19 protein-coding genes are annotated in these 22,809 nt (G+C 70.1%); 9 read left to right on the forward strand and 10 right to left on the reverse strand.

Translation table 11 applies throughout. The annotated features are described in order from the left end of the window. Positions 1-227: 227 nt before the first annotated feature. A complete protein-coding gene (locus tag D0T12_RS28195) occupies positions 228-1,334 on the reverse strand; it encodes a LacI family DNA-binding transcriptional regulator (RefSeq protein WP_407642121.1) in 1,107 nt (368 codons plus the stop codon). Between the two features lie 147 nt (positions 1,335-1,481). Between D0T12_RS28195 and D0T12_RS28200 the strand changes: the two genes are divergently transcribed. Next, complete coding sequence (locus D0T12_RS28200) at positions 1,482-2,306, forward strand: TetR/AcrR family transcriptional regulator (protein WP_117403243.1); 825 nt, start codon at positions 1,482-1,484, stop codon at positions 2,304-2,306. Between the two features lie 459 nt (positions 2,307-2,765). Here D0T12_RS28200 and bldC read toward each other — a convergent pair whose 3' ends face one another. Then, positions 2,766-2,969 (reverse strand): developmental transcriptional regulator BldC, encoded by a 204-nt coding sequence (gene bldC, locus D0T12_RS28205; protein ID WP_012850682.1) that lies wholly within the window; start codon positions 2,967-2,969, stop codon positions 2,766-2,768. A gap of 265 nt (positions 2,970-3,234) precedes the next feature. Further along, positions 3,235-4,164, reverse strand: coding sequence for a hypothetical protein (locus tag D0T12_RS28210; RefSeq protein ID WP_117403503.1), 930 nt, complete (start codon positions 4,162-4,164; stop codon positions 3,235-3,237). An 86-nt stretch (positions 4,165-4,250) separates the two neighbouring features. Between D0T12_RS28210 and D0T12_RS28215 the strand changes: the two genes are divergently transcribed. Both D0T12_RS28215 and D0T12_RS28220 read left to right on the forward strand, forming a co-directional pair. Further along, the gene (locus D0T12_RS28215) at positions 4,251-5,420 is read left to right on the forward strand and encodes a Leu/Phe/Val dehydrogenase (protein WP_117403245.1); all 1,170 of its coding nucleotides are present in this window, start codon (positions 4,251-4,253) and stop codon (positions 5,418-5,420) included. A 251-nt stretch (positions 5,421-5,671) separates the two neighbouring features. Next, positions 5,672-5,878, forward strand: a complete 207-nt coding sequence (locus D0T12_RS28220) for a DUF3073 domain-containing protein (protein ID WP_117403247.1) — start codon at positions 5,672-5,674, stop codon at positions 5,876-5,878. A 303-nt stretch (positions 5,879-6,181) separates the two neighbouring features. Here D0T12_RS28220 and purM read toward each other — a convergent pair whose 3' ends face one another. Next, complete coding sequence (gene purM / locus D0T12_RS28225) at positions 6,182-7,207, reverse strand: phosphoribosylformylglycinamidine cyclo-ligase (protein ID WP_117403249.1); 1,026 nt, start codon at positions 7,205-7,207, stop codon at positions 6,182-6,184. Continuing rightward, positions 7,204-8,658, reverse strand: coding sequence for an amidophosphoribosyltransferase (purF, locus tag D0T12_RS28230; protein ID WP_117403251.1), 1,455 nt, complete (start codon positions 8,656-8,658; stop codon positions 7,204-7,206). The genes purM and purF overlap by 4 nt, the downstream gene beginning before the upstream one ends. A 128-nt stretch (positions 8,659-8,786) precedes the next feature. Between purF and D0T12_RS28235 the strand changes: the two genes are divergently transcribed. Continuing rightward, positions 8,787-9,155, forward strand: a complete 369-nt coding sequence (locus tag D0T12_RS28235) for a DUF4190 domain-containing protein (protein WP_117403504.1) — start codon at positions 8,787-8,789, stop codon at positions 9,153-9,155. Between the two features lie 4 nt (positions 9,156-9,159). On the opposite strand, the gene D0T12_RS28240 is transcribed toward D0T12_RS28235, so the two are convergent. Next, entirely contained in the window at positions 9,160-9,624 is a 465-nt protein-coding gene (locus D0T12_RS28240; RefSeq protein WP_117403253.1) for a sterol carrier family protein, read from the reverse strand. Positions 9,625-9,797: 173 nt separating this feature from the next. Here D0T12_RS28240 and D0T12_RS28245 point away from each other — a divergent pair, with 173 nt between their 5' ends. Next, positions 9,798-11,696: a serine/threonine protein kinase gene (locus D0T12_RS28245; protein WP_147339664.1), complete on the forward strand. Its 1,899-nt coding sequence runs from the start codon at positions 9,798-9,800 to the stop codon at positions 11,694-11,696. Positions 11,697-11,903: 207 nt separating this feature from the next. Next, entirely contained in the window at positions 11,904-12,872 is a 969-nt protein-coding gene (locus D0T12_RS28250; protein ID WP_117403257.1) for a coiled-coil domain-containing protein, read from the forward strand. 549 nt (positions 12,873-13,421) lie between these two features. On the opposite strand, the gene purL is transcribed toward D0T12_RS28250, so the two are convergent. The 4 genes from purL to purS form a co-directional block, all read right to left on the reverse strand. After that, positions 13,422-15,623: a phosphoribosylformylglycinamidine synthase subunit PurL gene (purL, locus tag D0T12_RS28255; protein WP_199487765.1), complete on the reverse strand. Its 2,202-nt coding sequence runs from the start codon at positions 15,621-15,623 to the stop codon at positions 13,422-13,424. Positions 15,624-17,073: 1,450 nt separating this feature from the next. Then, a complete protein-coding gene (gene purQ, locus D0T12_RS28265; protein ID WP_117403259.1) occupies positions 17,074-17,754 on the reverse strand; it encodes a phosphoribosylformylglycinamidine synthase subunit PurQ in 681 nt (226 codons plus the stop codon). A gap of 93 nt (positions 17,755-17,847) precedes the next feature. After that, on the reverse strand, positions 17,848-18,291 hold the full coding sequence (locus tag D0T12_RS28270) for an ATP-binding protein (RefSeq protein WP_233526333.1): 444 nt from the start codon (positions 18,289-18,291) through the stop codon (positions 17,848-17,850). Positions 18,292-18,529: 238 nt separating this feature from the next. Further along, positions 18,530-18,772 (reverse strand): phosphoribosylformylglycinamidine synthase subunit PurS, encoded by a 243-nt coding sequence (gene purS / locus D0T12_RS28275; RefSeq protein ID WP_117403263.1) that lies wholly within the window; start codon positions 18,770-18,772, stop codon positions 18,530-18,532. Between the two features lie 97 nt (positions 18,773-18,869). On the opposite strand from purS, the gene D0T12_RS28280 reads away from it, so the two are divergent. The 3 genes from D0T12_RS28280 (at position 18,870) to D0T12_RS28290 (ending at position 22,809) form a co-directional block, all read left to right on the forward strand. Continuing rightward, positions 18,870-20,489: a hypothetical protein gene (locus D0T12_RS28280; RefSeq protein ID WP_117403265.1), complete on the forward strand. Its 1,620-nt coding sequence runs from the start codon at positions 18,870-18,872 to the stop codon at positions 20,487-20,489. 215 nt (positions 20,490-20,704) lie between these two features. Further along, positions 20,705-21,835 (forward strand): pyruvate dehydrogenase (acetyl-transferring) E1 component subunit alpha, encoded by a 1,131-nt coding sequence (gene pdhA, locus D0T12_RS28285; protein WP_117403266.1) that lies wholly within the window; start codon positions 20,705-20,707, stop codon positions 21,833-21,835. Continuing rightward, on the forward strand, positions 21,832-22,809 hold the full coding sequence (locus D0T12_RS28290; RefSeq protein ID WP_117403268.1) for an alpha-ketoacid dehydrogenase subunit beta: 978 nt from the start codon (positions 21,832-21,834) through the stop codon (positions 22,807-22,809). The genes pdhA and D0T12_RS28290 overlap by 4 nt, the downstream gene beginning before the upstream one ends.

The following is a 22,809-nucleotide window of genomic DNA, read 5'->3' on the forward strand; positions in this document are numbered from 1 at the left end:
GGCTCTTACCCGGTGTACACCGCTTCGAGGGACAACAGGCCGTCATCCGGCCGTGCACGCGACGGGACACGGTGGGGTCAGCGCGGGTCACACGACCGGGCGCCTGGCCATGCGCGGGCCCGGACAGGTGTCCGGAGGCATGGCCAGGCAGGGCCGCACCGAACGTCGGGGTGGGTCGGACCTGCGGGAGGGAGCCGAGGCGGGGGGGACGTTCCTGTGACCGGGGCTCACAGGACCGGAGCGGGGCCCGTCGTCGATCTGACAACCAGGTGCGGGACGACGAGGTTCTGGCGGGCCGTGCGGGCCGGGTCGCCGATGCGGGCGGTCAGCATCTCGGCGGCCACGCGGCCCATGTCCCGGCGGGGCTGGTCCACGCTGGTCAGCGAGATGTGCCGGATCGCCGCGAGATGGGTGTTGTCGTACCCGACGATCGACAGCTGCGACGGTACCCGCATCCCGAGTTCGTCGGCCGCCGACAGCGCGCCGGTCGCGACCAGGTCGTTGGGAGCGAAGATGGCGGTGGGGCGCGGGTCGCGGCGCAGCAGCGCGCGGGCGGCCCGGTATCCGCCGTCCTCGGTGAAGTCACCGGCCTCGACGACGATCTCGTCGGCGAGTCCGTGCCGGCGCATCGCCTTCTCGTATCCGGCGCGGCGGTAACGCGCCGTGGTGGAACGTGCCCCCTCGATGTGCGCGATCCGCCGGTGCCCGAGCTCGACCAGATGGTCGACGGCGAGGCTGGCGCCGAGTTCGTCGTCGTCCACGACGATGTCGACTCCGACGACATCGCGTTCGCCTACGACGACGACCGGGACGCTGGCCGCGGCCTCCTTGAGGGACTCGGGGACGACGCTGAGCAAGACCAGCCCGTCCACGCGCATCTCCAGGAACGCCTCGACCGCCTCCGCCTCGAACAGCGGGTCCCAGCGGCCGCTGCCGACGAGCATCCGCAGGCCCGCTCCGTGCAGGCTTTCCTGAAGGCCGTCGAGGAACTCGGCGAAGAAGGGATTGTGCAGATCGGCGACGATCGCGCCGATCAGCCGGGTCCGTCCTTCGACGAGGCTTCTCGCCACGGCGTTCGGGCGGTAGCCGAGTTCGCGGGCGGCTTGCAGGACCGCCTGTCTTCTCCGTTCGCTCACATGGGGTGAGCCTCGCATCACGAGGGAGACCAGTGATTTGGAAACACCGGCGCGCTCCGCGACGTTCCGGATCGTCGGTTTCGGCGCGGGGACGGCCCTCCCCTCGTCGCGTCTGGCGGGAGAGGGCTCGCTGCGCGGTTGTGGCACAACACCCTCTTCCCGCATGTTGTGCAGGGGGTTCGCTTGATCAGCTGACATGGCACTCCGTCCAGGGGGACCTGCAGGACCTGCCGCGACCGGCGCGCGGTGGGGTTGGAACGCGCCGTCCTCCACTCGGGGAGGAGATGCCATGATGCCGCGCCTTCCCCCCAAACCGCCGCAACAGTGAGTAACGGGCATCCGACAATGGTGGTTCGGGCCTGTGGTGTTCTGGATCACAGCCCGCCGGACGGTGATCGGGAGACGACGAAAAGGCGGTTCTATCCCCTTTTGTCGTCGCAATACGGCACCGGCGCTTGGATACCCTGCCCCGTGGAAGATCGCGCGGTGGCCGACCCGCCACGGGCCCGGCGGAGCGGCGGACGAGGCCGTCGCAGGCTCAGCGTGGACCAGCGTCGGGACGAACTGATCGCGACGGCACTGGAACTGTTCGGCACCCGGTCGCCTGAGGACGTCTCGATCGACGACGTGGCGGCGACGGCGCGTGCGTCCCGCGCGCTGGTGTACCACTATTTCGGCGGCACGCACGAGCTTTACCTGGCGGCGCTCGGCAGCGCGGCGAAACGGCTGTCGGCACTGCTCGAAGCGGCGACCGACGGCGAACCGCTCGAACGTTCGCGCGTCTCCCCGCGCCGCTACTTCGACTTCGTGGAGAGCCACGCGGCCGGTTACACCGCGCTGTCGCGGGGTGGCCCGGCCGACCGTTCGAGCGAGGTCGGGGAGATCATCGACGGTATCCGGCAACTGTTGCCGGACCGGATTCTTCGGTCGCTGGACGTCGCCACACCGCGGCCAATCCTGCGCGTCACGCTTCGCGCGTGGATGGCCGCCGTCGAGACCGCCGGGTTGGAGTGGCTGGAACACCGCGATGTGCCCCGTCCTCAACTGGAAGGACTGCTGATCGACCAGCTTGTGGCCATGTTCCACGCGGCCGGACGCCACGACCCGGACACCGGCGAACTGTTCGACCGGTTTGTCCAGGAAGGGATGGTCCGGGAAGTGACGGGATGACATCGCGGTCGAGGCCGCGGGCCCGTCCTACCGATCCGTATCCTTAGGCGATTTATCTAGACTTTACGGACTGCACCCCATTTGCTGACTGTGTCCTCATGTGGACAAAAAATCACTCATGTCCCAAATTCCGCGCACGTCAGCGGGCATTTCGGCGTCGGATGGCGGGTCGACCGATCGTCGAATGACCGTCGAACGGCCGTCGATCGTCACTCTGAGTGATCGCCGGGCGACCGTCGAGGCCTACCCCGCCGCCCCCGGGGCGGGCGCCGGTGGCGCCCGGCCCGAGGGCGACGCGAAACTGAGCACGGCGACGACGGCCGTCCCCCCAAGCCATCGCCGACGTCGGCCACCGGCGTCAGCCGGCACCGCCATCGGCCATGGCGATCGCGTGCGGAGTCAGGTTCGCACGAGACGAGAACCTGATCGCGCAGCGAGCCGCGCTCCGTGCCGCGAGCGCTACTCCGAACGCTGCTGCGGGATGCCCGCGAGCAGCGCCCGCACCTCCGCCTCGCGGTAGCGGCGGTGGCCCCCCAGCGTCCGGATGGACGTGAGCTTCCCCGCCTTCGCCCACCGCGTGACGGTCTTGGGGTCGACGCGGAACATCGTCGCCACCTCCGCCGGCGTCAGCAGGGGCTCGGCCTCTGGCGTACGTGCTGACATGTTTGCGGCCTCTCCTCCATGGACCGATGACAGCGATCCTGCGATTGATCCTCGCGTGGTCACTGATGTCCCCTATGGCCCGAGTTGAGCCACTATGACATCACAACGTGTAACCTTGCCACCACTCAGCGCTACAAGCAAGTTCCTGGCGGTAGTTGCGCGGAAACCTCCCCGTGAGCGGCGCCTATCCAGTGGACAGTGGGTCACGCTGCGTGATTCTAGCGACACGTATAGTCGTATCGCGCGCTGATTCGGGAAATTTGTTTTAGTTCGCCGCTTCGAGCGCCCGGACGGGCCTCCAGCGGGCCAGCAGCCGCTTGTACATCGCGACGGTCAGCTCGGCCTCGCCGCGCCCCATCCCGGTGAGGGCCACGGCCATCTCGGCCACGGAGTCGTCGGTGCTGAGCGTCCGGTCGTCCAGGAGATGAACGAGTCCTCCATAGTCGAGCTCGACGAGCGCCTGTGGGTGAAACCCGCCGAGCCACCGGCTGAGCGTGTCCAACCGGCCCGCCGACAGCAGGTAGACGTCGCCCGTCCCGTCGCCGAGGTTCTCCCGCACGACCGGCAGCGCGTCCGCCACCCGCCTGCGCGCCTCGCCCATCGAGGTGACGTAGATGAGGGTACGCGCGGGCGCGGCCGTCGCCGACCCCTGACCGGGGACCGGCGGTTCGGCGTGTTCCTCGGACGGCCCCGAGCCGCCGTACCCGGTTCCCGGCGTACCGAGCATCAGGCACCGCTCCTCACGCGCGAACGGGACGAACCAGTCCAACGGCACATGCCAGGTACTCGTCAGGATGTGCGGCCGCAGGCGCTTCCCCGACCGCTTCCACTGCTCGAAGTCGCCCGTCACCCGCTCCGCCACCCGCGGCGGGACGAACGCGGCCGCGACATCGGCGGCGTGCCGGTCCCTGAAGCGTTCGAACGCCAGCCACGAACGCAGCCGCGTCTCCCACGGGCACACGTAGATCATGTCGTCGAGGCGGCGGACGTAGGCGTCCCTGCTCTCCCGCTCCGGCACGACCTCGGGCGGCGAACCCGTCAACCGGAGCGCCGCGGCCCGGTGCTCGACACCCAGCGCGTGGATCCGCCGTGGGCGCCGCCGGGAGTCGGCGTAGACCGTCCACAGGGTCCTCGCGGGCTCGGGAAAGGCGGTCACCGGCTCATAAACCCGTAGGTAGGCGGCGTACGGAAGCACCACCGCATCGTGACATGAGATTCGCCCGGGCGCGGCGGCATCACGCGGCCTAGGCTGATCACAGAGACAGAGAGGAGGGCACTACCGTGCCTAATGTCTTCGGTGCGCCTCACAAGGGCGCCGACCATGCCACCCAGGGGGAGAACCCGTCCACACCCCCCGCAGCCGCCCCGGGAGGAAATCCCTCCCCACCTCCCTCCACATCCCGGTTCGGAAGCCACGAACAGGTCGTCTTCTGCCAGGACGAGGCCAGTGGCCTGCGCGCCATCATCGCCATCTACTCGACCGCGCTCGGCCCGTCCCTGGGAGGCACCCGCTTCTACCCGTACCGGACGGAGGACGAGGCGCTCGCCGACGTGCTGAACCTGTCCAAGGGCATGGCGTACAAGAACGCCCTGGCCGGGCTGGACCTCGGCGGCGGCAAGGCCGTCATCATCGGCGACCCGTCCACCGACAAGACCGAGGCGAAGCTGAGGGCGTACGGGCGGTTCGTCCAGTCACTGAACGGCCGGTACTACACGGCGTGCGACGTGGGCACGTTCAGCGAGGACATGGACGTCGTAGCGAGGGAGAGCCAGTACGTCACCGGCAGGACGGTCGCGTACGGCGGCGCCGGTGACTCGTCCATCCTGACCGCTTTCGGCGTGTTCCAGGGCATGCGCGCGGCGGCCGAGACCGCGTGGGGTTCGCCCACGCTCCGCGGCAGGCGGGTCGGGGTCGAAGGCGTCGGGAAGGTCGGCCACCGCCTGGTGGAGCACCTCGTCGAGGACGGCGCGAGCGTCGTGATCTGTGACGTCAACCAGCCCGCCGTCGACCGGGTCCGGGCGGCGCACCCTGAGGTCGAGGTCGTCGCCGACACGGACGCGCTGGTCCGCACCGAGCTGGACGTCTACGCGCCCTGCGCGCTCGGCGGCTCCCTGAACGACGACACCGTGCCCGTACTGACCGCCAAGGTGGTCTGCGGGGCCGCGAACAACCAGCTCGCCCACACCGGCGTGGAGAAGAGCCTCGCCGACCGCGGCGTCCTGTACGCGCCCGACTACGTGGTCAACTCCGGGGGCGTGATCCAGGTCGCGGACGAGATCGGCGGCTTCGACTTCGACCGCGCCAAGTCCCGCGCCACCGGCATCTACGGCACCACCCTGAAGATCTTCGCGCTGGCCGCCGACGAGGGCGTCCCCCCGGCCGTGGCCGCCGACCGGCTCGCGGAACGCCGGATGTCCGAGGTGGGCAGACTGCGCGGCATCTGGCTCTGAACACGGTCCGAACACCGTCCCGAGGCCGCCGTGCCCCGCCCCACGGCGGCCTTGGCGTGCACACGTGACCACCAGATACACTGTTGTTATCAGCAACAGAAGCGCCGCCACGTACCGTCGATGTACCGAGCCGGGCGCAAAACGGGTACGGTTGTACCCGTGACTGACGCATGGCTCATCAGGCACCGGTTCGTGTGGTACACGCGGTTGATGGGCCCACAAAAGCCCTGACCATCGAGGGGGTCGAGCCAATGGGTCGCGGCCGAGCCAAGGCCAAGCAGGTGAAGGTTGCCCGACAGCTCAAGTACAACAGCGGCAACACGGACCTCGACCGCCTGAAGAGCGAATTGGGAGTCAACGACTCGGGGGACGACTCCTACGACGATCTCGCCGAGAAGTACGCCGACTACGCCGACGACTACGGTACGGACGACCGCAAGGACGGCACCTCCGGTTGACCGGCTGACATCGCGCCACTGCCCCTACGCGGGGCAGTGGCGTTCGTCATATTTCGGCCACCTCAACCCGCCACAGTGACGTAGGTCACCTGCTAACGCCCTGACCGATTCATCAAGGGCTCGGGAGATGACCGTCCGTGTAGAGGTGCGAGCGGAAGGTGAGGGTTGGTCGGCGTGGCGCTGAGTGGCGCGGTGGGGCAATGGGGAGTGGGGAGCCTCCCTCTGTGGCCTGTGGGGCGTTGGAGGGGCTTAGGGGGGTGCTCAGCGGCGTCTAAGAGGTGTGGGGATGATCACAGGGGACCCTTAGGTCAGGGTGGCCTGGCCGGTGCCGGGTGTGATGTCGCCGAGGTGCCAGGCGGGGACGCCGCGGGACGTCAGGAGGCGGAGGGCCTCGTCGGCCGTGTCCGGGGCGACGATGGCGGCCATTCCCACGCCCAGGTTGAACGTCTTGTCCATTTCGGATTGGGGGACCTCTCCGAAGGACTGTAGGACGCGGAACAGGGGCGGGACCTGCCAGGACGAGCGGTTCAGCACCGCGTCCACGGTCGGGGGCAGGGAGCGGGCGAGGTTCGCGGCCAGGCCGCCGCCCGTGATGTGGGCGAACGCGCGGACGTGGCCGGAGCGGGCCAGTTCGAGGCAGTTCCTGGCATAGATCCGGGTCGGGGTGAGGAGTGCCTCGCCCAGGGGACGGTCGAGGTCCGCCGGATGGGAGTCGAGGGTCAGGTCCGTGGTGGCGAGGATGCGGCGTACGAGGGAGTACCCGTTGGAGTGGATGCCCGACGACGCCATGGCGAGGACCACGTCGCCGGGGCGGACACGGTCAGGGCCGAGGATGGCGTCGGCCTCGACCACGCCGGTGCCGGCGCCCGCGAGGTCGAACTCGTCGGCGTCCAGGAGGCCGGGGTGCTCGGCGGTCTCGCCGCCGACGAGCGCGCAGCCGGCGAGGGCGCAGGCGTCCGCGATGCCCCCGACGATGTCGGCGATCCGTTCCGGGACGACCTTGCCGCAGGCGATGTAGTCCGTCATGAACAGCGGTTCCGCGCCGCAGACGGCGAGGTCGTCGATGACCATGCCGACCAGGTCGTGCCCGACCGTGTCGTAGACGCCGAGGCGGCGGGCCAGGTCCACCTTGGTGCCGACGCCGTCGGTGGACGTGGCGAGGAGCGGACGCCTGTAGTCGCGAAGGGCTGAGGCGTCGAAGAGGCCCGCGAATCCGCTGGCGTCGTCGACCACCTCGGGGCGCCTCGCACGGGCCACCCGCGACTTCATCAGTTCGACGGCGCGTTCGCCCGCCGCGATGTCGACGCCGGCGTCCTCGTAGGACGTCATCGAGTGACCTCCAGGAGGTGCTTGCCGCGGGCGTCCCGCTCCACCGGGATGGGGTAGACGCCGTCGAAGCACGCCCGGCACAGGTTGTCCTTGGCGATGTGGGACGCGGAGATCAGTTCGTCCAGGGAGATGAAGCCGAGGGAGTCGGCGCCGATGGAGTCGCGGATCCCCTCCACCGACAGGTTCCCGGCGATCAGTTCGGCGCGGGTGGCGAAGTCGATGCCGTAGAAGCAGGGCCAGGAGACGGGCGGGCTGGAGATCCGCACATGGACCTCGGTGGCCCCGGCGTCCCGCAGCATCGCGACGATCGCGCGCTGGGTGTTGCCGCGGACGATCGAGTCGTCCACCACGACCAGCCGTTTGCCCTCGATCGCCTCGCGGAGCGGGTTCAGTTTGAGGCGGATGCCGAGCTGGCGGATAGTCTGGGACGGCTGGATGAACGTCCGGCCGACGTAGGAGTTCTTCACCAAGCCCTGGCCGTAGGGGATGCCGGACGCCTCCGCGTAGCCGATCGCGGCCGGTGTCCCGGACTCCGGCGTCGGGATGACCATGTCGGCCTCGACTGGATGCTCGCGGGCCAGGCGGCGGCCGACCTCGACGCGGGTGGCCTGGACGCTGCGTCCGGCGATCGTCGTGTCGGGTCGCGCCAGGTAGACGTACTCGAACAGGCAGCCCTTCGGACGGGCTTCGGCGAACCGTTCGGACCGCACCCCGTCGCCGTCGATCGCGACCAGTTCGCCCGGCTCGATCTCGCGGACGAAGCGGGCGCCGACGATGTCGAGACCGGCGGTCTCGGACGCCACGACCCAGCCGCGGTCCTCCAGGGAGCCGAGGACGAGCGGGCGGATGCCCTCCGGGTCGCGGGCCGCGTACAGCGTTCCCTCGTCCATGAAGGCCAGCGAGAACGCGCCGCGGGTGGCGGGGAGGATCTGCCGCGCGGCGGCCAGGGCGCCGCCGTCGCCGTGGGTGGCGAGCAGGGCCGTGAGGACCTCGGTGTCGGTCGTCGCGGTGAGCACGCCCGGTTCGAGCCGTTCCGCCAGTTCCGGGGTGTTGATCAGGTTGCCGTTGTGGACGAGCGCCAGCCCGCCCGCGTCCGACGACCGGAAGGTGGGCTGCGCGTTCTCCCACGTGGACGAGCCCGTCGTGGAGTAGCGGCAGTGGCCCACGGCGATGTGGCCGCGGAGTGTGTTCAGCACGGACTCGTCGAAGACCTGGGCGACGAGGCCCATGTCCTTGAACACGACGATGCGGGAGCCGTCGCTGACGGCGATCCCGGCGGACTCCTGCCCGCGGTGCTGGAGTGCGTACAGACCGTAGTATGTGAGCTTGCTCACTTCTGCCCGGGACGCCTGGTCCGCGGGGACCCAAACGCCGAAGACCCCGCAAGCGTCTTGCGGGGGGCGATCGGTGGGATCGATGTCGTGGCTCAGACGTCCGTCGCGGAGAGGCACGTGCTTCAGTCTAGATGCCGGGTTCACCTGCTCGAATCGGCGGTATCTCCTTAACGGACCTTTACCCCGCGGAACCACGCGCATCAGGGGACGCGGGGGACTCTGGTGACCGACACGTGGAGGACCACATGACGCTGCCCGGGTACCAGACGTATTCGCCTCCCGCTCCGCCCAGGCGGAGCACGCTGGCGAGGTCATCTCAGGTGCTCGGAATCGCCGGGCTGGTGGGGCTCGTCCTGTGCCTGGTGGGAATGATCCCGGCTCTGGTCGGGGTCGTGCTCGGGGCGGTGTCCCTGGTGCGGCGGGAGGGGGATCGGCGTCCCGCGATCGTGGGCGTCGTCTGTTCGTCCTTGGCTCTCGCCGTCGGCGCGGCGGCGCTCTTCGTGCTGTTGAGCAAGGCGGCCCAGTGTGGGGACGAGACCCGGTACCCGGACGACACGTCCCGCCGCAACTGCGTCGAGCGCGAGTTCCCCTTCGCCCAGGCTGACAGGACCTAGAGCGTCAGGTGGGTTCGGCGACTGCTCGGTCGACGGGCAGTGGGAGATGGCCTGACAGGTCCGCGCGGGCTCCGCTGGCACGGACCCGGCCGTCCTCGACGGCGTCGTTCCAGTACAGGCGGCCCGTGGCCAGCCCGATCCACGTCGCGGCGTCCATCTCCACCACATTCGGGGGTGTGCCCCGGGTATGGTGCGGCCCGTCGATGCATTGGACGGCGGCGTAAGGAGGAACGCGAACCTCCACCGAACGGCCGGGCGCCAGCTCGGCGAGCCGGTCGAGCAGGAACCGCACCGCTCCCTTCACGACCGGACGGGACGGTTCGGCCTCGCCCGCCTCCATTCCGGCTAGGACGGTGTCCAGGGCCGCGCGACGCAGCTCGGCGGGTTCGTCGGCGCCCGTGTACGGCGGCAGTCCGAGCGCGGCGCGCTGTTCGTTCAGAACGGAGAGGGTGAGCGGTGTTCGCGACACGTCCCGACGCTACCCGGTCGCGGTGATGGAGCGGGCCGGTGCCACCATTGCCCCCGTGATACCGCGCAGACGGTAGAAAGGGACCCCGGTGCCAGGCCAGGGGGCGGCCTCGGGAAGTAGAGGAGAACGGGGAGGCCGTGGACGCCGTCCCGGAGAACACGGAGGTTCGTCAGATGCCCGAGGCGCTGCCTCTGCAGCCGGGTGACCCGCGAAGACTCGGCGCCTTCGAGGTCACGGGGCGGCTCGGCGTGGGCGAGCAGGGCACCGTCTTCCTCGGCAGGGACCCGTCGGGCGGCCCCGTCGCCGTGAAGGTCCTGCATGTGCGGCTCAGCGGCGAGCCCGCCGCCAGATCACGGTTCGCGGACGCGTTCGCCTCCGCCCGGAAGGTCTCCGGCTTCTGCACGGCCGCCATCGTTCACGCCGATGTGGAAGGCGACCGTCCCTACGTGGTGAGCCAGTGGGTGGACGGACCGTCCCTCCAGCAACTCGTGGACGAGGAAGGCCCACGCGGCGGCGCCGTCGTCGAACGTGTGGCCGTCGGTACAGCGGTCGCTCTCGCCGCCGTTCACCGTGCGGGCGCGCTCCATCACAGCCTGAAGCCCGGAAACATCCTTCTGGGACGGGACGGGCCGCGGCTGTGCGATTTCGGCATCGCCCAAGCGCTGGAGGCCGTGAACGCCTCCTTCAGCGGGCACATGACCGAGGACCCGTCCTACAAGGCACCCGAGCAGCTGCGCGGCTCGGGAAGCGGCCAGGCCGTGGACGTGTTCGCCTGGGCGTCGACGCTTCTGTTCGCCGCCACCGGCGCCCCACCGTTCGGCGACGGTTCGCCGTCCGAGGTGATGCAGCGGATCGTATACGACGACGCGGACCTGTCGAAGGTCCCCGATACGCTCCGGGACATTCTGGCCGGTGCTCTGGCCAAGGACCCGGACGACCGTCCGACGGCAAGGCAGCTCCTCGAACGGCTCTTGGACGAGAAAGCTCCGCTCGCCGGTCGCATGCCGCCCACCATGGTCGACGAAGGCCGCGCGCTCGCGTCCGGGCAACCCGCACCACAGACCGCACCGAACCCCGCGCCAACGATTCCGCCGACGCAACTGCCGCGAACGCCGATGGGAGCTCCGCCCCACCCGACGCCCGCCGGTCCGGGGCCCGCGCCGTCCACGCCGCACGCGTTCACCCCGAGCCCGCCGAGCCCGTCAGGACCCGCCCCGGGCACGCCACCTGATCCGGGGGCCGCCTCCACGCCGTCCATCCCACTGCTGGGGAAGCTTTCCCGCATGCGGCGGCCGCGCCCTGAACCTAGGCCGGAACCCGGGCCGTCCCCCGCCGACCTGGACCCGACGGCCTTCGAGGAAACCGCGGCCTTCCATGCACTGGGCGAGAACGACCCGCCCCGCCCCGCCCAGCCAGACCGGATCGACGAGACCACGAAGCTCGACCCGATCGCCGTCGACCGAACGGCCACGTTCGACGCCGTCGACCTGAACGAGAACAACAGCACCGAATCGGCACCGCACCTCATCCCAGGACTCGTACCCGGCCACGACGACGACGGGCAGAGCCAGTCGCCGTTCGCGTCCCTCGCGCGGATGCGGCGCCCCAGCAACCACGTGCTCGGTGTGGCGCTGTCCCTGTTCATCGGCGTCGGTGTCGGCATCGCCATCATCGCGCTGGTGCTGTGGCCCCAACTCCGCGCCGACGACGACCCACCGCCCGACCACGCGAACGCCTCGGACAACCGTCCGGTGACGACCATCCCGTCAGCGTTCGAAGGGACATGGAAGGGGACGATGGTCAACACCAACCGCAACGTCTCCTTCCCCCTGGAAGTCACGTTCACGTCCGGCGGAACCACGGGCCGCGTGTTCTACCCGAGAGAGCGGTGCAACGGCACGGTCACACTGACCCGGGGTACCGAGAGCGCGCTGAAGATGTCCCTGTCCGTAGGGAAGCCGTGCACGTCCGGGGTCGTCGAGATCACCCGGCAACCGGACGGGACCGTCCAGTACACATGGAGCAGGCCCGGCACGAACCTCGGTTACGGAGGCCGTCTGAACCGAGGCTGAACCGGTCCCGTACAGAAGAAGTGGCTGAACCGCCTTGTCCACAAGGGGACGCTGTGAGTCGCGTCACGTAAGATGGCTCGGCTCCCAGGAAGCGACCGGGCTTCTCGCGCTTCGCCCCGTCCCACTGATCTCTGGGGTTTAACCTTGGCGAGGCACAAACGGCACTTTGATGTCCATTGACCTACGGCAGTGACGAGAGGAGTACACGTGGAGACCCCCGCCTCCGCACGCCGGCGCCGTGGCAGACGCGCCGGTCTGGCTCTCGTGGCCTTCGCCACGGCACTGCCGTTCATCGGCACCGCCACCCCGTCCGCCGCGGCTCCACCCGCCCTCGCCGCCCTCTCCGCCTACGCCGCCGACCCGGGTGACAGCAAGAAGTTCCAGCAGCTCAACCGGCAGATCGAGAAGCTCGACAAGGAGTACGGCGGCGACCTGGCCAAGCTGAAGGACGCCCAGTACGCCGCGAGGAAGTCGCTCCAGAAGTCCCAGGACCTCCAGCAGGACCTCCTCGAAGCACGCGACCTCGTCGCCCAGCTCGCCGCGACCCAGTACATGATGAACGGCGAGGACCCCACGGTCACGTTCGTGACCGACGCGAACCCGAGCGACCTGCTCAGCAACGCCACCCTGGTCAGCCATCTGGCCCAGAACAAGGCCGGACGGGTCAAGCAGATTCAGAAGCTCGTCCAGGACGAACTCCAGGCCCGCAGGCAGGCCGAGCAGAAGATGGCGCAGCTGAAGAAGGAGATCAAGGACCTGCTCAGCCGGAAGGCCGAGATCAAGGCCCTGGTCAAGCGCTACAAGCCCGAGTCGCCGAGCATCGGCATGGGCGGCGTCACCCCCCGCATGCTCCGGGCCAAGAACACCATCGACCTGGAGACCGGCCCGTTCCCCGTGATCGGCTGCACCCGCCCCGGCGACCCGCAGGACCACGGCACCGGCCGCGCCTGCGACTTCATGGTCACGACCGGCGGCGCGATGGCCACGGGCAGCGCCCAGTCAAAGGGCGACGCGGCCGCCCAGTACGCGATCACCCACGCGCGTTCCCTCGGCATCAAGTACGTCATCTGGCGGCAGCGCATCTACGACATGCGCAGCCCCGGCTGGCGCATGATGGAGAACCGCGGCGGAACGACCGCGAACCACTACGACCACGTCCACATCTCGGTCTTCTAGCTGTATTTTTTGCGGCCCGGCCCACTCCGCTCGCCTGGCGGCTCGCTACGTGACCGTCCCTGGGCGAACGCGCATCGCTTCGCGATCCACCCGGCTGTGTTGATCGCAGACCCGGCCCACTCCGCTCGCCTGGCGGCTCGCAACGTGACCGTCCCTGGGCGAACGCGCATCGCTTCGCGATCCACCCGGCTACGCTCGCCTTCGGCTTCGCTGCGCCGGGCGGGTAACGCGTTCGGCGGGGGCTGAGGCCACTGTGTTCGATGGCCATGGAGGACTGGAACGGCCACCTCAAGCTGGGACGGCCCCCACCGTCTCGTCCGGCGGAGAACGGCCCGGGACAGCGCCGGAACGGCGGACTTTCCGCAGGCCGTGATTTCGCTATCAGAACTCGGTCCACTGACCGGCATGCGCCCGGACAATCGGGGCGGTTCGGAGCTCGGTTCTCGGGTCGGCATATGCCTGCGCGAAGGGCGTCCCTCAGGGTTGAGGACGCCCTTTCGCGTTCTTGCGTGGTCGCCGCGTCGATTTGGTGAGCGCGGACGTTGGGGGTCAGTCGGCGTAGCTGGGGAGCATGCGCTCGTGGGCCTCGCGGAGCTCGTGCAGCGGGATGCTGAACAGCTCCTGCTGGTCGCCCTCCGGGGCGCGGCCCGTGACGGTCAGCGCGTCGCCGCCCGCCACGCCGAGCTGCGCGACGGGGACGCCCGCCGACTCGCACAGCGCCGCCAGGCGCGCCTCCGCGCCCGGGGTGACGACGACCATGGCGCGGGCCACCGACTCGCTGAACAGCGCCGTGAACGGGTCGCCCGGCAGCGTGATCCTGGCGCCGAGCCCGCCGCGCAGGCACGACTCCACCAGCGTCTGCGACAGGCCGCCGTCCGACAGGTCGTGGACGGCGGTGACCAGCCCGTCCCGGATGGCGCTCACCATCACCGACGCCAGCGCCGCCTCCGCCTTCAGGTCCACCAGCGGCGGCAGGCCGCCCAGGTGCCCGTAGACGACATGCGCCCACTCCGACCCGCCGAACTCCTCGCGGGTCTCGCCGAGCAGCGCGATCGTCGCGCCGTCGGTGGTGAGGGACATGTTCACGCGGCGGCGCACGTCGTCGTGGACGCCGAGGACGCCGACGACCGGGGTCGGGTTGATCGCCGTGGTGCCGGTCTGGTTGTAGAAGCTGACGTTGCCGCCCGTGACGGGGATGCCGAGGTACTGGCAGCCGTCCGCCAGGCCCTCGACCGCGCGGGCGAACTGCCACATGACGCCCGGGTCCTCCGGGGAGCCGAAGTTGAGGCAGTTGGTCACGGCCAGGGGCCGCGCGCCGGTGGCGGCGACGTTCCGGAACGCCTCGGACAGCGCGAGCTGCGCGCCCGCGTACGGGTCGAGCCGGGTGTACCGGCCGTTCCCGTCCAGGGACAGCGCGATGCCCAGCCCCGACTCGTCGTCGATGCGGACCACGCCCGCGTTCTCCGGCATCGCGAGCACGGTGTTGCCCAGTACGTAGCGGTCGTACTGGGAGGTCACCCACGTCTTGCTCGCGAGGTTCGGCGACCCGGCCAGCCACAGCACGGTGCGGCGCAGCTCGTCGCCGTTGGACGGACGGGTGAGGCGCCCCGGCGTGTCCGACTGGAGGGCCCCGAGGTCCTGCGGCGGCTCCAGCGGACGCTGGTACACCGGACCCTCGTCGACGGCGGTCACCGGCGGGATGTCGACGATCGTCTCACCGCGCCACGTCATGACCAGCCTGCGCGTGTCGGTGACCGACCCGATGACGGTCGCCGGGATCTCCCAGCGGGCGCAGATCTCCAGGAAGCGGTCGACCTTGCCCGGCTCCACCACCGCCATCATCCGCTCCTGCGACTCGCTCATGAGGATCTCCTCGGGGAGGAGCGTCTCGTCGCGAAGCGGAACGAGGTCGAGGTCGATGTGCATGCCGCCCGTACCGGCCGCGGCCAGCTCCGTCGTCGCGCACGACACCCCGGCCGCGCCGAGGTCCTGGATGCCGACGACGAGGTCCTCGCCGAACAGCTCCAGACAACACTCGATCAGCAGCTTCTCCATGAACGGGTCGCCGACCTGAACGGACGGCCGCTTCTTCTGCGACTCCTCGTCGAACGTCGCCGACGCGAGGACGGACGCGCCGCCGATGCCGTCAGGGCCGGTGGTCGCGCCGAAGAGGATCACCTTGTTGCCGGGGCCGGGGGCCACGGCGCGCTTGATGTCCTCGTGCTTCATCACACCGACGCACAGCGCGTTCACCAGCGGGTTCTGTTCGTAGCAGGCGTCGAAGGCCGTCTCACCGCCGATGTTGGGCAGGCCGAGCGAGTTGCCGTAGCCGCCGATGCCCGCGACGACACCCGGCAGGACGCGCTGGGTGTCCGGCGCGTCCGCCGGGCCGAACCGCAGCGAGTCCATGACGGCGATCGGCCGCGCGCCCATCGACATGATGTCGCGGACGATCCCGCCGACGCCGGTCGCCGCGCCCTGGTAGGGCTCCACGTACGACGGGTGGTTGTGCGACTCCACCTTGAAGGTGACCGCCCAGCCCTGGCCGATGTCCACGACCCCGGCGTTCTCCCCCATGCCGACCAGCAGCTTGTCGGTCTTCGGGGCCTTGTCGCCGAACTGGCGCAGATGCACCTTGGAGCTCTTGTACGAGCAGTGCTCGCTCCACATCACCGAGTAGATCGCCAGCTCCGACGACGTCGGACGGCGCCCGAGGATGTTGCGGACGCGCTGGTACTCCTCGTCGTTCATGCCCAGCTCGACGTACGGCAGCGGACGCTCCGGAGACGCCGCGGCGATCGCGACGGTGTCCGTGCCGGAGTAGGCCGGCGCGCCCGCGCCGATCGCGGGCTGCGAACCCGGTCCGGCGCCGATCGCGGGCCGCTGCCCCGCGCCGGACCCGACCGCGGGCCGGGGGCCGTCGCCGGGGCCGAGGGCGGGCTGCGGTCCCGTGCCGAGGTGGACGGTGGGCTGAGGCCCCGTCCCCTGGCCCAGAGCGTGCTGGGGGCCTGTGCCGCGCCCGATCGCGGGCAGCGGACCGGTACCGGGCCGCTCGGGCGGGACGAACGGTTGCGGGCCGGTGTTCGGGCCGACGGTGGGCTGCGGGCCCGTGCCAGGGCCGACCACCTGTAGCGGCCCCGTGCCGGGCGGCACGGCGGGCAGCGGACCCGTCCCACGTCCGACCGGAGGCTGCGGGCCGGTATTCGGGCCGACCTGGGGCTGTGGGCCCGTACCGGGGGACACGGCCGGCAGCGGACCCGTGCCGGGGCCGACCGGGGGCTGCGGGCCGGTGTGCGGCCCGACCTGCGGCTGCGGGCCGGTGTTGGGGCCCACGGTGGGTAGTGGGCCCGTGCCCAACCCCACGGTGGGCTGCGGACCCGTGCCGGGGCCGACCTGAGGCTGCGGCCCGGTGTTCGGGGCGACCTGAGGTTTCGGGCCGACGGCGGGCTGCGGGCCTGTGCCAGGCCCGACCTGAGGTTGCGGGCCGGTGTTCGGGCCGACGGTGGGGAGTGGGCCCGTGCCCAAGCCCACAGTGGGTTGCGGGCCCGTGTTAGGGCCGACCACCGGGAGCGGACCCGTGCCCGGGGGGACGGTGGGCAGCGGGCCCGTTCCGTGTCCGACCTGGGGTTGCGGGCCGGTGTTCGGGCCGACCGGAGGCTGTGGGCCCGTGTTCGGGTCCAGGGGGGATTGGGGAGCGGGCGGAGGCACCGGCGGTGTGGTGAAGCCGTTCGTGTCGGGAGGGGTGGGCGCCGCGTCCGCAACGGTGGACGACGGGTCGCCGGAGGCGCGTTCCTCGGCGAGGGCGCGGGCGAACTCCTGGTCGGGCCGCTCAACGGTGCCGCCGGGAAGGGGCGGGAGGGCCAGGGCCGCCGCCGCGTTGAGCGCCGCCTGGACGGCCGGGTCGACCTGGATGACCGGCTCCGCGGGGGCGACCGGCACCGGCTGCGGCACCGGCTGCGGCTGCGCGGCGCCCGGGGGGGCGGGCTTGGCCTCTTCGAGCATGGCCTCGAATGCCTGGGTCACCGAGGGGTCGACCGGCTGAAGCTCCGGATCGTCGGCGTCGGACTTCAGTTCGCCGAGCCACTCCATCGAGGGCTCGTCCGAGGACTCCTGGGTCGCTCGCCCGGCAGGGTGGGACCGTTGCTCGCTCATGCGTTCTCCTTGTGGGGGACGACCCCCCACGTCCCCCGGTTCACTGCGCTCATGCTGCCACCAGTTTCTTGACCACAGACGTGAAGAAGCCGAGACCGTCCGTGGACGGGCCCGTCAGTGACTCCACGGCGTGCTCCGGGTGGGGCATGAGACCGACCACATTGCCGGCTTCGTTGCAGATGCCGGCGATGTCGTCGAGGGATCCGTTGGGGTTGAGGTCGACGTACCGGGCGACGATGCGGCCGGTGTCGGCCAGCTCCGTCAGGGTCTCCCGATCGGCGGTGTAGCGGCCGTCCCGGTTCTTGATCGGGATCACCAGCTCCTGGCCTTCCCGATATTCGCTCGTCCACGCGGTGTCGGCGTTCTCCACCCTGAGACGCTGGTCACGGCACACGAAGTGCAGGCCCGCGTTCGGCAGCAGCGCCCCGGGCAGCAGGTGCGACTCGCACAGCACCTGGAAGCCGTTGCAGATGCCGAGGATCGGCAGGCCGGCGCCGGCGGCGGCGGTCAGTTCGGTCATCAGCGGCGCGAAGCGGGCGATCGCTCCGGCCCGCAGGTAGTCACCGTAGGAGAACCCACCGGGGAGAACGACGGCGTCGACTCCACGCAGGTCGTGGTCGCCGTGCCAGAGCACGACCGGTTCCGCGCCGGCCAACCGGACGGCGCGTGCGGCGTCCTTGTCGTCGAGCGAACCGGGGAAGGTGATGATCCCCACCCGGGCAGCGTCCATCTGTCTGTTCCTCCGAAATGAGGGGCGGCCGGGACGGGCGGGTCGTACCGCCGATCACCCCGATGCGCGTCACATCCCCCGCGCGCAACCAATCTACCCGGCGCTACGGCTGAGTCGGCGGTCGAGGCGCCGGACCAGTGCCTCATCACGCCAGGTCAGGCGCTTCCGCAGGTGGACGATGGTGCCCCGGTCGGGTGATGAGTCGATGTCCAGGTCGTCCACCAGAGCACGCATGATCTTAATGCCGCGGCCGGATTCGCTCAAAATCCCCCGTTCTCCGGGGGCCGGCCGGGGGCCGCCGCGACCCCAGTCCATGATCTTCAGTGTGCAGACGCCCTCGTCGACCCGTCCGACCACCACGTACTCGCCGGTCGCGCGGGCGTGCTGGACGGCGTTCGTGCAGGCCTCGGAGAGGGCGACCAGAACGTCGTCGACGCAGTCGGTGGCGACGCCCATTCCCCGGAGCGCGTGTCCCACCACCCGTCGGACCACCGGGATGCTCGGCTCCTCGCGCGGCAGCGAGAGCGAGAATCTCATATCCACCCGGACACCTCGTGTCAGCTCCGGAAATGTTCCCGACGGTCCCCCGACCCCGGAGCGTGCTCGACGACTTCGACGCAGCTAACACTTCCCCCGCGGAATGTTCCGTAATCGCTATACTCCCGGGCCCTCCGCAGAGGACTCGTCGCCGGCCGGCTCACGGGCGGCGCCGCTTGGAACGCGCCAATGCGGGTTATCGCCGAACGCTATTCCTTGCTATTTCTGGTCAAGACGGTCAGATAACGCGAACTTCGTAGTTCTCGATGACGGGGTTGGCCAGCAACGTCTCGGCGATCTTGCCGACCCGCTCCAGGGCCGCCTCGTCGGCCTCGCCCTCCAGCTCCACCTCGAACCGCTTGCCCTGGCGGACGGCGACGACCCCGTCAAAGCCCATCTGCGGCAACTTCCGGGCGATCGCCTGCCCTTGCGGGTCGAGGATCTCCGGCTTGAGCATGACGTCGACGACGACACGCGCCATGGCCGCCCCCTCTATGATCAGCGCTTTTCCTTACGATCCTGAAGCGTACGGCACCATTTGCCCATCACGAACCAGCCGCACCCCCCGGAGCCGCCCGATGAACATCGAGGACCTGACCCCCGCGGAGCGCCGTCTCTGGGCGGCGTTTCCGAAGGGCGAATCGGTCGACCTGTCGTCCGGTGACCCCGCCTACGACGACATCGGCCAGTCCGACCAGTGGGGACACGAGCGGGTGGTCAGGGCGGAGGTCCTTGTCGCGTTGCTCGTCGGGGCCGTGGAGTCCGAGCCGGGGCAGGTCGCGGCCGTCCGGCTCGGCGGCGCCCGCATCACCGGCTCGTTGAACCTCGGTCACGCGGAGGTCAGCGTTCCGCTGGCGCTCACCGGCTGCTCGTTCGACGAGGCGCCGCACCTGTACTGGGCGAGCATGAACAGCGTCCATCTGATGCGCTGCCGCCTGCCGGGTCTGATCGCGTCCGGGACGCGCGTCGACGGGCATCTGTGGCTGGAGGGCAGCCGGATCAGCGGCGGCCTGTGGCTGGACGGCGCGAACATCACCGGCATCCTGAACATGTCGGGCGTCCAGTTGAGCAACCCGGGCGGGGACGCGCTGCTCGCCGACCGCCTCACCGTCGAGGCCAACGTGTACTGCGACCAGGGCTTCAGCTCCACCGGCGAGGTCCGGTTGCCCGGCGCCACGGTCGGCGGCCAGCTGATCTTCCGGGGGGCGCGGCTGCACAACCCGTCCGGCGCGGCCCTGTACGCCAGCCGCCTGAACGTGGCGGCGAACGTGTTCTGCGACGGCGGGTTCAGCGCCGAGGGCGAGGTGCGGCTGCGCGGTGCCACGGTCGGCGGGTACCTGTCGTTCGTCGGCGCGCGGCTGTCGGCGCCGCAGCGCACGGCCCTGAACGCCGACGACCTGACCGTCGAGACCGACATCTACTGTTCGGACGGCTTCTCGGCCGTCGGCACCGTCAGCTTCTCCGGCGCCCGCGTCACCGGGCAGCTCAGCTTCCGGGACGCCCACCTGCGACACGACCAGGGGACGGCCCTCAGCCTCCAGCGCGTCCAGGCCGAGGAGCTGCTGCTGCGCACCGCCGAGCCGATCCACGGCACCGCCGACCTGTCCTACGCCCGGATCAACCTGTTGCGGGACGACGCGTCCTCCTGGCCGGAGCGGCTCCAGCTCGACGGCCTCCAGTACGAGACCCTCGATCCGCCGCTCACCGCCCGCGAGCGCCTCGCCTGGCTGCGCCGCGACACCGACGGTTACGCGCCGCAGCCCTACGAGCGGCTCGCGCAGACGTACCGGTCCCTCGGCCTGGACGCCGACGGACGGTCCGTCCTGCTGGCCAAGGCCCGGGACCGGCGCAAGACGCAGGGCATGTCCCGCAAGGTCATCGGCTTCTTGCAGGACGGTCTGGTCGGCTACGGCTACCGTCCGTTCCGCGCGGCGAGCTGGCTGATCGGCCTGCTCGCGTTCGGAACGATCGTCTTCTCCCTGCACAAGCCGGATGTACTGGACACCGGTCAGAAGCCGCATTTCAATGCGTTCTTCTACACACTGGACCTTCTTCTCCCCATCGGCACCCTGGGGCAGGAGATGGCGTTCGCGCCCAAGGGCGTCTACCAGTGGATCGCCAACTTCATCGTCGCGGGCGGGCTCGTCCTCGGCCTGACCGTCGCCGCGGGCGTGACCAGGGCCCTTTCCCGCGAATAACCAGTGCGTCCCCGGGGAAACGAGTGGGATGCGTCACGTTTGCGTCAGGGAAGTGAGCCGGGGGTAGAGACCCGGGTGGCGGGACTTGCATCACAGGGTGTGATGTCTGCCACGATGGCATAAGCGGCTTTCGTCCCTTACCGGGGCCGGGAGCCGTTGGCATCGGCCACCGCACGGCGATCCCGTGCGCCGGCCCCGAACGAGGAGTGTCATCGATGACGATCGACTCCGTGCGCGGCGCGCCCGACACCCCCGAGCTCGCCGAACCTGAGCTCGTCCAACTGCTCACCCCCGAAGGAGAGCGCGTCGAGCATCCCGACTACCCCCTGGACCTCAGTGCCGAGGAGGTACGCGACCTCTATCGCGATCTGGTGATCGTCCGGCGCCTCGACCTGGAGTCCGTGGCGCTCACCCGGCAGGGCGAACTGGGCCTGTGGCCGTCGCTGCTCGGCCAGGAGGCCGCGCAGATCGGGTCGGGACGCGCCCTGTCCGAGAACGACATGGCGTTCCCCACCTACCGGGAACACGGCGTCGCCTGGTGCAGGGGCGTCGACCACCTCAACATGGTCGGGCTGTTCCGCGGCGTCAGCCACGGCGGCTGGGACCCGGCCGAGCACAACTTCCACCTGTACACGGTCGTGATCGGCGCGCAGACGCTGCACGCGACGGGCTACGCGATGGGCGTCCAGCGGGACGGCGTCGTCGGCACACCGTCGGCGACCGCGACCATCGCCTACTTCGGTGACGGGGCGACCTCCCAGGGCGACGTGAACGAGTCGTTCGTGTTCGCCTCCGTGTTCAACGCGCCGATCGTGTTCTTCTGCCAGAACAACCAGTGGGCCATCTCCGAACCGCTCGAACGGCAGTCGCGGATCCCGCTCTACCAGAGGGCGCAGGGGTACGGGTTCCCGGGCCTGCGTGTGGACGGCAACGACGTGTTCGCCTGTCTGGCCGTGACGAGGAAGGCCCTGGAGAACGCCAGGGAGGGGCAGGGCCCGACGCTCATCGAGGCGTTCACGTACCGGATGGGCGCCCACACGACCACGGACGATCCCACGCGCTACCGGCTGAAGGCCGAAGAGGAGGCGTGGAAGCTCAAGGACCCGATCGAGCGGGTCAAGGCGTACCTGGTCCGCAACGACTACGCGGACACGGGCTACTTCGACAAGGTCGAGGACGAGGCCAAGCAGCTGGCGCGGGACCTGCGCAACAGATGCCTGTCCCTGCCCGACCCGAAGCCCCTGACGATGTTCGACCACGTCTATGCGGAGCATCATCCATTGATGACCGAGGAGCAGGAGCAGTTCGCCGCCTACCTGGCGTCGTTCGAGGAGGAGGCGAAGTGACCACGCTCACCCTCGGTAAGGCCATGAACGAGGGCCTGCGCAAGGCCCTGGAGAACGACCCGAAGGTCCTCGTCATGGGCGAGGACGTCGGCAAGCTCGGCGGCGTCTTCCGGGTCACGGACGGCCTCCAGAAGGACTTCGGCGAGGAACGCGTCATCGACACGCCGCTGGCGGAGTCCGGCATCGTCGGAACCGCGATCGGGCTCGCGCTGCGCGGCTACCGGCCCATCGTCGAGATCCAGTTCGACGGGTTCGTGTTCCCCGCCGCCGACCAGATCATCACCCAGCTCGCGAAGATGCGGATGCGGTCGCTCGGCGCGCTGTCGCTGCCGGTCGTGATCCGAATTCCGTGCGGCGGCGGCATCGGCGCGGTGGAGCACCACTCGGAGTCGCCCGAGGCGTACTTCACGCACACGCCCGGCCTGCGGGTCGTGACGTGCTCCAACCCGGTGGACGCGTACACGATGATCCAGCAGTCGGTGCTGTCCCCCGACCCGGTGATCTTCTTCGAGCCGAAGCGGCGCTACTGGGACAAGGCCGAGGTCGACGTCGAGTCGGCGCCGAGCGACTGGACGCCGCTGCACCAGGCCCGGATCGTCCACCCGGGCGAGCACGCGACGCTGCTGGCGTACGGCCCCTCGGTGAAGACGTGCCTGGAGGCCGCGGCCGCCGACGAGGGACGTTCCCTTGAGGTCATCGACCTGCGCTCGCTCAGCCCGCTCGACATCGACACCGTCGTCGAGTCCGTGAACCGGACGGGACGGTGCGTCGTCGTGCACGAGGCGCCGGTGTTCAACGGGTTCGGCGCCGAACTCGCCGCGCGGATCACCGAGCGGTGCTTCTACCGGCTGGAGTCGCCGGTACTCCGCGTCGGCGGGTTCTCCACGCCGTACCCGCCGTCCCGCAACGAGGACGACTACCTGCCCGACCTCGACCGCATCCTGGACGCGGTCGACCGGACCTTCGCGTGGTGA

The sequence above is a fragment of the Actinomadura spongiicola genome (assembly GCF_003432485.1).
Classification (GTDB): Bacteria; Actinomycetota; Actinomycetes; order Streptosporangiales; family Streptosporangiaceae; genus Spirillospora; species Spirillospora spongiicola.

Excerpts from the sequence above, each read along its gene's own strand:
- purL (WP_199487765.1), bottom strand. The coding sequence starts at position 15,623 with ATGAACGACGAGGAGTACCAGCGCGTCCGCAACATCCTCGGGCGCCGT.
- D0T12_RS28280 (WP_117403265.1), top strand. The coding sequence starts at position 18,870 with ATGAACATCGAGGACCTGACCCCCGCGGAGCGCCGTCTCTGGGCGGCG.
- D0T12_RS28220 (WP_117403247.1), top strand. The coding sequence starts at position 5,672 with ATGGGTCGCGGCCGAGCCAAGGCCAAGCAGGTGAAGGTTGCCCGACAG.
- D0T12_RS28270 (WP_233526333.1), bottom strand. The coding sequence starts at position 18,291 with ATGAGATTCTCGCTCTCGCTGCCGCGCGAGGAGCCGAGCATCCCGGTG.
- bldC (WP_012850682.1), bottom strand. The coding sequence starts at position 2,969 with ATGTCAGCACGTACGCCAGAGGCCGAGCCCCTGCTGACGCCGGCGGAG.
- pdhA (WP_117403266.1), top strand. The coding sequence starts at position 20,705 with ATGACGATCGACTCCGTGCGCGGCGCGCCCGACACCCCCGAGCTCGCC.
- purS (WP_117403263.1), bottom strand. The coding sequence starts at position 18,772 with ATGGCGCGTGTCGTCGTCGACGTCATGCTCAAGCCGGAGATCCTCGAC.
- D0T12_RS28245 (WP_147339664.1), top strand. The coding sequence starts at position 9,798 with ATGCCCGAGGCGCTGCCTCTGCAGCCGGGTGACCCGCGAAGACTCGGC.
- purQ (WP_117403259.1), bottom strand. The coding sequence starts at position 17,754 with ATGGACGCTGCCCGGGTGGGGATCATCACCTTCCCCGGTTCGCTCGAC.
- D0T12_RS28195 (WP_407642121.1), bottom strand. The coding sequence starts at position 1,334 with ATGTCAGCTGATCAAGCGAACCCCCTGCACAACATGCGGGAAGAGGGT.
- D0T12_RS28235 (WP_117403504.1), top strand. The coding sequence starts at position 8,787 with ATGACGCTGCCCGGGTACCAGACGTATTCGCCTCCCGCTCCGCCCAGG.
- purM (WP_117403249.1), bottom strand. The coding sequence starts at position 7,207 with ATGACGTCCTACGAGGACGCCGGCGTCGACATCGCGGCGGGCGAACGC.
- D0T12_RS28200 (WP_117403243.1), top strand. The coding sequence starts at position 1,482 with ATGGTGGTTCGGGCCTGTGGTGTTCTGGATCACAGCCCGCCGGACGGT.